This is a genomic window from Microcoleus sp. S1D4 (assembly GCF_036700765.1).
In the GTDB taxonomy this organism is placed as follows: Bacteria; Cyanobacteriota; Cyanobacteriia; order Cyanobacteriales; family Microcoleaceae; genus Microcoleus.
On the sequence record NZ_JAUBPP010000001.1, the window covers coordinates 56,188 to 69,343 of the forward strand.

7 protein-coding genes are annotated in these 13,156 nt (G+C 44.4%); 4 read left to right on the forward strand and 3 right to left on the reverse strand.

All coding sequences use genetic code 11. The features are described 5' to 3' along the window. The first annotated feature begins 171 nt into the window (after nt 1-171). Together QT998_RS00245 and cbiE are read left to right on the forward strand one after the other, a co-directional pair. Complete coding sequence (locus tag QT998_RS00245; RefSeq protein WP_333091350.1) at nt 172-912, forward strand: DUF1868 domain-containing protein; 741 nt, start codon at nt 172-174, stop codon at nt 910-912. Between the two features lie 371 nt (nt 913-1,283). After that, complete coding sequence (cbiE, locus tag QT998_RS00250; protein ID WP_333113697.1) at nt 1,284-2,585, forward strand: precorrin-6y C5,15-methyltransferase (decarboxylating) subunit CbiE; 1,302 nt, start codon at nt 1,284-1,286, stop codon at nt 2,583-2,585. Nucleotides 2,586-2,728: 143 nt separating this feature from the next. Here cbiE and QT998_RS00255 read toward each other — a convergent pair whose 3' ends face one another. Continuing rightward, nucleotides 2,729-3,598 carry a CPBP family intramembrane glutamic endopeptidase gene (locus tag QT998_RS00255; protein ID WP_333113694.1) on the reverse strand — a complete coding sequence of 290 codons (870 nt, stop codon included), beginning with the start codon at nt 3,596-3,598 and terminating at the stop codon, nt 2,729-2,731. A gap of 293 nt (nt 3,599-3,891) precedes the next feature. On the opposite strand from QT998_RS00255, the gene QT998_RS00260 reads away from it, so the two are divergent. Continuing rightward, on the forward strand, nt 3,892-5,241 hold the full coding sequence (locus tag QT998_RS00260; RefSeq protein WP_333113691.1) for a P-loop NTPase fold protein: 1,350 nt from the start codon (nt 3,892-3,894) through the stop codon (nt 5,239-5,241). Further along, entirely contained in the window at nt 5,238-11,303 is a 6,066-nt protein-coding gene (locus QT998_RS00265; RefSeq protein ID WP_333113690.1) for an nSTAND1 domain-containing NTPase, read from the forward strand. Before QT998_RS00260 ends, QT998_RS00265 begins: the two co-directional genes overlap by 4 nt. A 277-nt stretch (nt 11,304-11,580) precedes the next feature. Here QT998_RS00265 and lpxD read toward each other — a convergent pair whose 3' ends face one another. Further along, nucleotides 11,581-12,621: a UDP-3-O-(3-hydroxymyristoyl)glucosamine N-acyltransferase gene (gene lpxD, locus QT998_RS00270; protein ID WP_333113689.1), complete on the reverse strand. Its 1,041-nt coding sequence runs from the start codon at nt 12,619-12,621 to the stop codon at nt 11,581-11,583. A 143-nt stretch (nt 12,622-12,764) separates the two neighbouring features. Next, nucleotides 12,765-13,079, reverse strand: a complete 315-nt coding sequence (locus QT998_RS00275) for a YkvA family protein (RefSeq protein WP_333091243.1) — start codon at nt 13,077-13,079, stop codon at nt 12,765-12,767. Between the last annotated feature and the right edge of the window lie 77 nt (nt 13,080-13,156).

The following is a 13,156-nucleotide window of genomic DNA, read 5'->3' on the forward strand; positions in this document are numbered from 1 at the left end:
CTCTGTACAGGAAAAAATTTGAGTCGCACGATCGTCGGCTTGTCCAACATATCCTGAATCCGACTGTTGGAAGCCCGCACCATAATATAAAATTTGGTGTGGGAGTATTTCACCGCGAGGAAATCAAGATTGGATGATACTTATCAAGCTTACGTAAACCGGGTGGCGCGAATGACGCTGCTGGACTCCTATAAGTCCCAGATGGAACACATCCAGGAATCTCCAAAATTTAAGCCTGATGAAGCCGGTCACAGAAATCCTGTACCTTTTCCGGGTTATTCGGTGATTACGCCACCTGCGGGGGAAGATGCAGAAAATACTGCTCTTTATAGTAATTTGCAGTCAGTCCAACAACGGCTATTGCAGGAAATCGCGGACGGTGCGATCGTAGCACTGCCTCCTGATAGCTTCCATTTAACCGTGGCAGATCTGATTTGGAGCAGCGCTTTTCAAGATGCTTCTGAGAACAATCCAGAATTTGAAGAGCAACTGCGCGATCGAATGAAAGAGTGTTTTGCCACCTGCAAACCCTTGGCGGGAGGCCCGGAGATTCGCTGGACTGTGCTGGGGTTGATGGTGATGACTAGGGCTGTGGGTGTTTGTTTGGCACCGACTGACGAAAACTCTTACAAGCAAATTCTAGAGTTTCGGCGCTCGATCTATCAAAATCCCGATTTAATTGCTTTAGGAATTGAACAGCAATATCATTTGACGGCACACATTACTCTGGCTTATTTTGGCGACACCGGGCCGAATTTAGACCGCGATCGTTTGGTCGCCGTGATGTCTGAGTTAAATGACCAATGGCTTGACACGCCACAAGAACTGTGCGTGCACCGAGCCGAACTGCGGAAGTTTGACGATATGACTAGCTACGTGCGGCAACCGGATTGGCCTGTTTTTGAATTTTAACGTAAGCAAGAGGGGAGAAGGAAGAAGGAAGAAGGAAGAAGGAAGAAGGAAGAAGGAAGAAGGAAGAGGGAAGAGGGAAGAGGGAAGTTCGGCAACGAGCTAGGTAGGGATTTTAACGGATACAAGTCAGAATTCAGAGGACTCAATCAAGGAAAATTCTCCCACTCTCCATTCTCCCCACTCTCCATTTTCCCCACTCTCCATTTTCCCCACTCTCCATTCTCCGCCTCTCCCATCTCCTCTGTTTTAAGTATCAGGATACTGCCTATTAAATGCTTTAATTATTCTGGCTTGGTAACAAAATCAAGCAAAAAATTTATGATAAACCCGGAAAAATCAGTAATTCTGGTTTTTTACTTTTTGCTTAAATAGTGACTGTACACGTTGTTGGTATTGGTTTAGATGGAGCTGCTGGGCTGAGCGAATCGGCACGGCAGATTGTAGGAACGGCCGCTCTGCTGGTAGGGAGCGATCGACATTTGAGCTATTTTCCCGATCGCGGTCGAGAGCGCTGGGTGTTGGAAGATTTAACCGAAGCAATTCTCGAAATTCGGCGCTGGTTGGCGGAAAAACCGCAGTTAGAGGCGGATGCGGAAACGGTGGAAAGGGGGCGAGGGTCGATCGTCCTTTTAGTAGCAGGCGACCCCCTGTTCCACGGCTGGGGAAAGTTACTAATTTCCCAAATTCCGCCAGATAAATTGACATTTCACCCCCATGTGAGCTCGGTGCAACTGGCCTTCAACCGCTTGCAAATCCCGTGGCAGGATGCTCATTTTGTGGCCTCCCAGGGACGTTATTTTGAGGAATTGACGGCAAAACTCAAGTTAGGTGTGGAAAAAATTGCCGTGCTCGCGGACGAAACTCTTACTCCGGCGGCTTTAGCAAATTTGGTGAAAGCTCTAGATTTGCCGGCACGCTATCAGTTTGGGGTTTGCGAAAATTTGGGTTCTCCAGAGGAGAAGGTTGGCTTGTATTCTCTAGAAGCTTTGCTGGGAGAGTCTTTTTCACTTCTGAGCGTGGTTGTAATGCAGAGGGTGTTCCCGCCTGCAGAAGCTTTGGATTTGGCAAGTTTGCCTTTGTTGGGGATTCCCGATGCAGCTTTTATCGGTGGCGGCGACAGGCTTGGTTTGACGGTGGAACGGGAGGTACGGGTGTTGGTGCTGGCACAGTTGGCTTTGCGGCCGGAACAAGTTGTCTGGGATGTGGGTGCTGGTAACGGTTCTGTGTCGATCGAAATTGCTCGTTTATTCCCGCAGTCTGAGGTATACGCGATCGAACAAACGGTTTCTGGTACTTCTGCGATCGAACTTAATTGTAGTCGTTTTGAGCTGCAAAACGTGCTTTCGATTCATGGCAGGGCACCGGAAATTTTGCACCGCTTGCGCCCGCCACACCGGATTTTTATTGGCTGCTACGGTGAAGGGCTGACCAAAATTTTGGGCGTTTGCGCCCTGCGGCTGCTCGCTGGAGGATCGATCGTCCTAGCTTTGGATGTTTTTGAGGATATTGCTACTGTTTTGAGCTGGATTGGCGATCGGGTGCGCCGGGAACCGCACTGGAGTTACCGCATCTTGCAGGTGCAGTTGTCGCGTTCTATTTCTGCGGGCAGTTTGACTCGTTTTGAGGCGCTGAATCCAATTTCGATTGTGACTATCGATCGACATTTGGATTAATGTCTGATTTTTAACTGCAGATTAATGGCTGTGTTATCTATGTTTTGTTTTTTTATTGAATCTAATCTTTTTTTACCGCAGAGGGCGCAGAGGGCGCAGAGGAAGAGAATAGGTAATTTTCAAGGGGTTGGGGATATTAGGTTTTAATTTTTAATTAACAAAAGTACGGCTGCTGTTGCTAGCAGTAGCAATATTCCGGCTGCACCGGCTAGGGGTTTTGCGGCTATTCCTGTAATCCATTCTGATACCCTAGAAGTAGGTTTAATTGCGCCTTCTGTATCTACGGTAGTTATACCCCAAATCCAAGCTGCGTGAATGCCGATCGCCAATCCTAAACTGCCATTGTCGGCGATGCGGGCTAATGTTAAAACCATCCCCATCAGCCACAATCCGGGCAGTTGCGGTAGAGTTTCTTTGGCTGCCCAAATTAGATGGGCGATCGCAAAAATGAAACTGGCGATCGCACTTGCTATTAATATTGAGTAATCTTGCTGGAGGATTGTTTGCAAGCAGCCGCGAAAGATTAACTCTTCTGTGGCACTAATCCACAGTCCTAATAACAGAGTCAGCAGACTAGCAGGATTAAAAATTAATGCCCAAAAATTAATGTTTTTTTCGCCTATTTCGGTGGAAGTTTCACCTTTTTTTAACTCGATCCAGCCTGCGGTTAATTGTAGACCGAATAAAATTACTAAGCTGATTATTCCTAATCCTAATCCCCCCACTAATGATATCACAACTGCGGGTTGCCAATCCCAACCCCAACTAGCAAAAGTTGTGTTTTCGATCCAACTTGTCGCCCACAAAATGAATGGAACAATCACGTATAGAGAAGCTAGTAAAGGTAGTTTTTTGTTTCCCAGGGGTTGGGGTGGATGCCATTTGAGGGCGATCGCCAGCACAATCGCTGCGGGAAGCCACACAACAATCCAAGTCGAGAAAAACAAGATTATTTTGACAATTGCTGGTATTGACGGCGACAGCAGTCGCAGGTTAGTTATACTATTCCACATTTAATGGGTTGCGATCGGTACGCTTCTAATCAGTGAAAAACTTGACATTACTGGACAAATGGCAATAAATGTAACCATCAAAATGGTGAATGGGCGTGGCAGGGTTTCCAACGAATACTCTGCAAGCATACCTTTTCCACCGTCAAATCAAAAGCACCCGATTTCCTGACGGTAACTTTCGACACTTGGAGTTTGAGGGGTGTAAGTGTCCCCACACAGCCAGCATCGAGCCAGTGAGTGCTGAGAACCTAAATGCAGAATATAATCGAGCATAATATATAAGTGAGACTTTGATGGCAATAGATTTACACAGATTCTTTAAAGCATCCAATCCCAGCCGGACTCTCGATATCAGCCAACCTGAAGATCGACAGTATTACATCGATTTTTCAGAAGTGCGAGGCAGCAATTTAATTAAAGAACTGGGACGCGCTATAATCTTCTCTGAAGATGAACCAAATTGTCAGTTATTCACCGGACATATCGGTTGCGGTAAATCCACCGAGTTATCCCGACTAAAAGCAGAGTTAGAACAAAAAGGCTTCCACGTAGTCTATTTCGAGTCTTCTCAAGACTTAGATATGGCAGATGTGGATATCAGCGATATCTTACTGGCGATCGCCCGTCAAGTGAGCCAGAGTTTGGAGGCAGCTCAAATCCAACTCCAACCAACCCGTTTCCAGAATTTACTCCAAGGAGCTGCCAACCTTTTAAACTCAGAAATCACGGGAATCAAAGCTAAAGTTCCTGTCGTGGGCGATATCGGGATAAATGCAGAACCAGGAAAGTTTTCCCTAGCAGTAGGAATAGGAGAAATCACCACCAAAGCAAAGGATAGTAAAGATATTCGCTCTCTGTTAAGACAACACTTGGAGCCGCGAGTCAATAATATCTTAGAAGCCATTAATCAGGAACTAATTGAACCCGCCCAAAAGCAGCTAAAGCAGCAAGGCAAAGCTGGAATGGTCGTGATTGTTGACAATCTAGACCGGATTGATAGCAAGCCAAGGTCATCAGGAAGAACTCAACCTGAGTACCTTTTTGTAGACCGAGGAGAACAACTGAACAAACTCAAGTGCCACGTTGTCTACACCGTCCCCTTAGTTCTAGCTTTCTCCAATGACAAAGAAAATTTGACTAATCGCTTTGGCTCAGATCCTCAACTGTTGCCGATGGTGCGAGTGCATGAACGAGATGGCAGTCAATGCTCTGAAGGCATTACTTTGCTCCGAAAAATGATTCTAGCAAGAGCTTTCCCTAATGTAGATTCAGAGCAACGCATCAGCTTAATCTCAGAAGTGTTTGACGCATCAGAAACGTTAGATTACCTCTGTCAAGTCAGCGGCGGTCATGTGCGAAACTTGTTAGTGCTGCTTAATAGCTGTATGAAAAAAGACGACCCGCCTTTTTCGCGCGATTTGGTAGAGCGAGTCATTAGCCAGCGGCGCAGCGAACTGAGTAAAGCAATCACGCCCCACGAATGGGAACTGCTACGGCTGGTAGCGCAACAAAAAACTGTCAGAGGTGAGGAAGAATATCAAACTTTACTGCGGAGTTTATTTGTCTTTGAGTATCGCGATGCAGATGAAAGTTGGTTTGATATCAACCCTATTTTAGCAGAGGCAAAGGAGTTGCAATTATGAATGATTCGTCACCCGAATTAATACAGATTAATCAAGAGTCTTTGAAAACCCTGATCCGGGGAATTACTTGCTTTCAAGAAGAGTTTTCCTTAATTTTAGCCGTTTGCAACTACAGAACATTGCGGGAACAAATTGTGCAGCAGTTGCGGGAACAATGTCCGGTTCAGATGCGGGAATTGGTGCTAGAAAAGTCCGTTCAAACTCTCTACACCAGGATTAAAGAAGAACTGGGTACAGAACAACCTAATGCACTAATGATAGTTGGTCTGGAGTCAGTGCGCGAACTCGACGCGGTTTTGACGGCCACCAATCAGATTCGAGAGGAGTTTCGCAACTTTAACTTTCCTGTAGTGCTATGGGTGACAGATGCGATCCTGTGCAAGCTGATTCGGTTGATTCCAGATTTCCACAGTTGGGCAACGACGGTGGAGTTTCAAATGACCGTGGACGAGTTGATTCAATTCATTCGGCAAACTGTTGATGAGGTGTTTGCTAAGGTTTTAAATTCTCGCGAGAACGTATTTTTAGATAATGCTGCACTAGATATTGAAAATGGTTCTCCGCGTTGCGCTGAGCTGAAGTCAGCTTGTGAAGAATTGCAACATCGAGGGGTGACGTTAGACTCTGAGTTGGAAGCTGGTTTAGAATTTATCCTGGGTCGAGTTGCGGATAATTCCGATGTTGCATCTCGCCAGCATTACGAACAGAGTTTGGCTTTGTGGCAGCAAACAGGCGATCGCGCTCGTTGTGGACTTTTACTATTTTATATTGGACTGTGGTGGCGAAATTATGCAGCACGACATCGCGTGGAGTATCAGCAAGCTGCCGATCGCGCCCGAGACTATTTTCAGCAGTCAATAGAGGCTTTTGAACAAGCCGATCGCCCCGACTTAGCGGCTAAATTTATCAATTTCTTGGCAGAGGTGCTGCATCGGCTGAAGCATTGGCGCGAACTAGAACTCGTGGCGCAAAAAGCCTTAGTTCTCCATCAAACCCATTACGACCAATTCAGACAAGCTCGCATTCATGGCTTTCTCGCTGAAGTGGCATTGTCTAAATCCTTGTGGATTGAGGCAAAACAAGCGGCCGGGCAGGCTCTGTTTATACTAAATGATGCTACAGAGACTATATCAAATCCATCACCGGAACAAAGTGCTTTATTGGATTTAGAACTTTTTTTTCATCAGGGTTGGTATTTGTTTTCCCTAGCGAAAGCACAACAGCAACTCGGTCAGCTATCAGAGGCGATCGCCACTTTAGAAGCTGCAAGAAGTCAAACCAAACCTCAATACGACCCAGAGCTTTACATCCAAATTTTGACAAGTTTGCGAGAAAACTATTTCCAACAAGGACAATACCTCAATGCCTTTCGGATTAAACAAGAGCGACAGGCGATCGAAAGTCAGTTTGGTTTTCGAGCTTTTATCGGTGCAGGGAGGTTGCAGCCAAAACAACAGATTGCCAACCCAGCGTTACCCTCTGCTGAACCGCAAGACGAAGTTGCCCAGGAAATAGCTGCTTCGGGACGGTTGCACAGTGTCGAACGCTTGCTGGAACGCATCGAGCGAGATGACTGCAAACTCACGATCATCCACGGGGAATCAGGGGTTGGCAAAAGCTCGATTGAGCAGGCTGGACTAATCCCTGCTTTAAAACAAAAGCCGATAAATGCCCGCAGTGTTCTGCCAGTTTTACAGCAGGTTTATGCAGATTGGGCTGATGAACTGGCTAAGTGTTTGGCAAAGGAACTGGCAACTATTCAAAAAGGATTTTCTTTAATTATTTCTAGTGTCAAAGAAAGAGAAGATGACGAATCTGATTTTGGGCTTAACTCTCCTACCTTGAGTTTAACAGACTCTCTGCTCGCTCAGTTGCGAAAAAATGCGGAGCATAATCTGTTAACCATTCTGATTTTTGACCAATTTGAAGAATTTTTCTTTATTTGTAAAGACAGCGGACAAAGAAAAAAGTTTTATGATTTTTTGCGCGCTTGTTTAGATATCCCTTATGTAAAAGTAATTCTTTCGCTTCGAGAAGATTACCTGCATTATTTATTAGAGTGTACGCGATTCACTAGATTTGATGTAATTCATGATAATATTTTGGATAAAAATATTATTTTTTACTTAGGTAACTTTAAGCCCAATGAGGCAAAGTTAGTTATTCAAAGTTTAACTGAAAGAACTCAGTTTGAGTTAGAACCTGCTTTGATTGATGAACTTGTCAAAGATTTAGCAGGAGAAGTTAACGAGGTGCGTCCAGTCGAACTGCAAATTGTGGGTGCACAATTACAATCTGAGAATATTACGACCCTAGCCCAATATCAAAAAAAAGGGCCGAAAGCAGCACTGGTAGCGAGATTTTTAGAAGAAGTTATTAAAGATTGCGGTTCAGAGAATAAGCAGCTTGCTGAACTTGTTTTGTGGTTACTAACAGATGAAAATAGCACTCGTCCCCTCAGAACTCGTGATGATTTAAAAAAAGGTTTAGAAGACTTACTAACAGAGATCAGTCACTTAGAGTTAGTTCTGGAAATTTTTGTTAAGTCTGGGTTGGTATTGCTGTTACCTAGTTTTCCCGACAATCGCTATCAACTGGTTCACGATTATTTGGCTGATTTCGTGCGTCGCCAAAAAAATAATGAACTGATAGAAGAATTGGAAAAAGAAAGAGCGCAAAGAAAGCGCAGTGAAGCTGAGTTAAATCGGGTGCTAAAACGACAATTAAAACTGGCGATGGCCGGCGGAGCTATGATGGCAGTTCTCGCAGTTATCGCAGGTATATTTGGAGTTGAAGCAAAAATCGGTGAAACTAATGCTGAACTCAAGCAAATTAGCGCCAATTCCGAATCTCTCTGGGCTTCAAATAAAGAGTTAGAGGCGCTGGTAGAAGGTTTAAAAGCTGGAAAAAAGCTTAAATATGGATGGAAAATAGAACCGAATACTAAGAATCAAGTAGTGTCGAGATTGCAAGAGGTTGTTTATAACGTCAGAGAGCGCAACCGATTGGAAGGTCATACCGATACTATCACAGATATTAGTTTTAGCCCTGATGGCAAATTTATTGCTTCTGGTAGTAAAGATAAAACTGTGAAGCTTTGGGACCGCGACGGTAGCGAGAAAAAACCTGCTTTGCAAGGAAAATATGGGAATGAATTTACAAGCGTCGCGTTTAGCCCCGACAGTCAAATTATTGCCGCTGGAAACAAGGATAGTAAAATTTACCTCTGGCGTCTGAATGGCACATTAATTAAACCTTTAACAGGACACAGGGATTGGGTGACAAATATTCGATTTAGTCCAGACGGTAAGACGATTGTTTCTGCTAGCCGGGACAATAGTGTAAGACTTTGGAAAATCGATGGCACTCCAATTAAAAAACTGGAAGGGCATAATTCTACTGTTAATATCGTGCGTTTTAGCCCGGACGGTCAAAGGATTGCTTCAGCTAGTGAGGATGGTACTATCAAACTGTGGAGTTCAGATGGCAAGCAACTTCAAACTATCAATAGTCCTGGCGTTCTTGACCTGGCATTCAGTCAAGATAGCAAAACTCTGAGTGTAGCTAGTAGGGACAATACCGTCAAAATATGGAAAATTGATGGTATTTTGCTCACAACATATAATAATATATACTCAAATAATCCTTTTTTTGCCTGTTTCAGTCCTGATGGTAAGTTGCTAGCCACTTTTGATAAATGGAATAGGAATCTTTGGAAAATAGAAGGTAGTAAAATTGAACGCTTGGGAAAAGATTTTAGGCTTCCGCTTGCGACAAGTGGCAGTTTCAGTCCTGACGCTAAAACTATCGCCCTAGCGAGTAAGGATAATGTAGTAAAAATTGTGAGTCTTGATTCAGAGACTTTTGATATTCGTGAAGATGGAATGAATAAAAGCAATATTGTAGGGCTTAGTCATAACAATTTGCCCGTCTCTATTGATGATAACCAGTTGAAATTTTGGAACAGCGACGGGACAAGCAAAAATTCCCTAGAACTTGCCGATCGCATGGAAAACGTAAGTTTCAATCGCGACGGTCAGCTAATTGCTTTAATCGGTACTCAGATTACCACAAAACTCTGGAACATTACAGAAAACTTACTGAATACCTTTGAGCTGAATTCGTCATTTCCCGAAGTCAGTCCTGATGGTAAGCTCATGGTTACTGTAGAGAGAAATAATACAGCCAAGCTGTGGAGAGCGGATGGCAAGCTAATTGGAAATCTGCCAGGTCACAAAGCAAGTATTACAAAGGTATTTTTTAGTCCTGACAGTCAGCTTATTGCTACTGTCAGCCAAGATAATATAGTAAAGCTCTGGAACCAAGATGCTAAGTTCATAGGCACTTTGCAAGGTCATACAAAAAAGATTTCAGAAGTTATTTTTAGTCGTGACAGTCAGCTTATTGCTACTGTCAGTTTGGATAACACAGTGAAGCTGTGGAATCGCGCCGGTTTACTGATTCAAACAATTGAAAAGTCGAGTGGCAGCTTAAATCGAAGGATTTCTTCCGATAATAGTCAAGTAAGATTCAGCCCCGACAGTCAAATGTTATTTGTCCCTAGCAATTACAATGACGTGCAACTCAGGGGTCGAAATGGTACAGTTATTCCAACCCTTAAGGGACATGATGGGCCAGTTTATAGCGCGAGTTTCAGCCCCAACAGTCAGATTATTGCTACCACGAGTTCCGATAACAATGTGAAACTTTGGAGGCGGAATGGGACTTTGATTACCACTTTACCGGAAGAGTTCTATAAAGCTGATGTCAGTTTTAGCCCTGACAGCCGATTGGTTGTCTCGGTTAATTATAATAATGTCAAACTTTGGGGTATTGACGGGAAAGACATCGCGACTCTGGCAGACAATAGCGATGATTCTCCTAAAATTAATTTCAGTCCTGACAGCAAAACCATTATATTGATAGCTGAGGATAACGTCAAACTTTACAACAGAGCAGGTCGGGTAATTAGAACTATTAATAATGACGGCGATGACGTTCCTAAAATTAGGGTTAGTCAAGATGGAAGACTAATTGCTTCTGTCGATCGGAATAATGTAGTAAACCTTTGGAGTAGTAATGGTAAGCTTATTCAATCCCTGAAGGGACATCGCAGTAAAATTACTTTAGTCCAATTTAGCCCTGATGGTAAAAATCTTGCCACTGCGGACAAAGATAATACTGTCAAGCTTTGGCAGAGCGACGGTACACTCGTTCTAACTCTTAAGGGACACGGGAACCGTGTTGAACGTGTGGATTTTGGAGCGGATGGCAAGACATTTGCTGTTTCCGGTGTTGAAGATGTGGTGCAACTCTTGAATAGGGATTCCAAAAAGATAGTTGCTACCTTAAAAGGCCACGGCGATCGCATCAATAGTGTCAGTTTTAGCCCTACCAGTCAGCTAGTTGCCTCTGCCAGCGATGATAAAACAGTGAGACTGTGGGATTTTGATGGTAATTCACTGCATATTTTAGACAAGCATACAGATAAAGTAAATCGCGTCCGTTTTAGTCCCGACGGTAAGATACTTGCATCTGCCAGTGATGACAAAACCGTAAAACTTTGGAACTTAAAAGGTGGATTTATTAAAACTCTTGAAAAACATAAAAGTCCTGTTCGGGATGTAATTTTCAATCCGAATAGTTCAAAGATCGCCTCAGCTAGCGATGACAGCACTGTTATCCTCTGGGATTATCAAAGTGGCAAGCTTGAGCATCGCCTATCAGGACACAGTGCGTCTGTTAAAAGTCTTAGTTTCAGCCCAAATGGTGAGATGCTTGCCTCGGCTGATGATAGTGGTGCAGTTAAAATTTGGAGCCGTGATGGGATAATGCTAAAAAGTTTTAACCAGGAAAGTTTGGCTGGTGATAACATCAGCTTCAACTCTGATGGGCAGCAGATTTTTGCCTGGATTCGGGACAAAGAGAATTACTATTACGGTAAACCCTTGCTTTGGAGTATGAATCTCAATGATCTTTTAGGTATCGGTTGTCAGAAAGCACGGGATTATCTGAATAATAACCCGAATTTACAGAAGAACGATCGCTCTCTTTGCGACTAGCTCTGAAATGGATAGTCAATAATTTCGGTATACTGAATTAAGTGTGTCCTGTCACGCGCGCGTGAAGAAGACTCTCAAACTCTCGAAAATTCGTGGCGGGCGATCGTTAAATCTTCTTCTTTTAACACGTCATATCATGTCCCGTTGATTCGTACTTATATGGGGGGCGGGTTTATAAAGCTGTGGGCTTTAAAATTAAGAATACTCGTGAATCCGCCCCTACACAACTTGACATTATACAAGAATGAATCAAGATGCTTAAGTATATAACTAATGACTACCGATCGAGCTTGCGCTGAATTTGTCTCAGAGACTGGTACATTTCCGGCAAACGGTTGTAGACGGCTGCGGCTTTGAGAAATAGTTTGTGGGGAATTGCTGGAACGCCCGTCACGATCGCACCTGCGGGCACGTCGCTGTGAATTCCGGCTTTAGCAGTGGCGATCGCCCCATCTCCGATTTTGGCTTGATTAGCAATTCCCACTTGACCTGCCAAAATTACATTGTTGCCAATTTTTACTCCTCCAGCCATGCCAACGTGAGCAGCAAACGCGCAATTTTTTCCTACTTGACAGCCGTGACCTACGTGTACTAAGTTGTCGATTTTTGTATTCTGGCCGATGCGGGTTTCTCCAACAGCGGGCCTGTCGATCGTGCTGTTGCAGCCAACCTCAACACCCTCTTCTAATACAGTGCAGCCAGACTGCTCCATTTTTACCCACCCGGAGGCTGTCGGCACGAACCCAAAACCTTCGGAACCGATCGCCGCACCGCTGTGAATCACGCAATTTGCCCCGATGCGAGTACGTTCGTGAATGACACAATTAGCGTGTAAAACAGTGCCTTTGCCTATTTCCGCATCTGGGTAAATTACGACATTTGGATGAATGCAAACGTTGCTGCCAATTTTGACTTTTGCTTGAATAACGACGTGGGGGCCGATATAGACGTTTTCACCAATTTCTGCTGAGGGGTGAACGACGGCTGAGGGATGAATTTCGGATGGTGGGCGAAACGGTTGATAGAAAAGGGCGATCGTTTGAGCAAATAACAATCGGGGATCTGCTGCGGCTATCCAAGCGATGTTGCGCTCCGTACATTGAGCTTGGAGGCTTTCATCTAAGGGCAAAATTAAAGCCGAAGCGTTTGTAGTGGCTGTATGAGTGGCAAATTTAGCTCCTTCTATGTAACTTATTTTGCCCGATTCAGCTTCATCGACTGGGGCGGGGCCTGTAATTTCTCGATCGGCAGCAACCGACGCTGTGAGGCTGCGACTGTTGGCTAAATTCAGTTTTCGTACTATTTCGCTAAACTTCATTTATAAAAATTTGTTGTTAACACAGATGGATCATAGTTAAAAGTACCAGCTTTGGAGCACGATCCGAGCAGTTGGCATTGAAAAAACAAAAACGCCGACTTCTCACAGAAATCGGGGTTGTAGCGATCGATTGTTTTTGTCAACTATTGAACGGAAACTGCATCTACATCAACGGTACTCGCTGTAGTGTCCGAGGGGCTGCCGGTGGCTTCGGATGCTGAGGCTGTGTCTGTTTGGCGGGATTTAAAGTAGTCGATCGCCATTTGCGAAACTTCGGAAATCAGCAAGACAGCAATTGCCACATCGTCAATTTGTCCGACGACGGGGAGAAAGTCTGGGGCTATGTCGATCGGGCTTACCAGATATGCCAACGTTCCCAGAATAATCCACCAGCGGTACTTGGGGTTGCGGAGGGTGTCGCGATACCAGTTGTAAACAGATTGTATAGAAAAGTTCATGGGGTTGTCCTCTCGTTATATTTTCAATCTTGACAAATTATCGCTCGAAACGCTTGTGGAGATATCCCCCCTAAGAT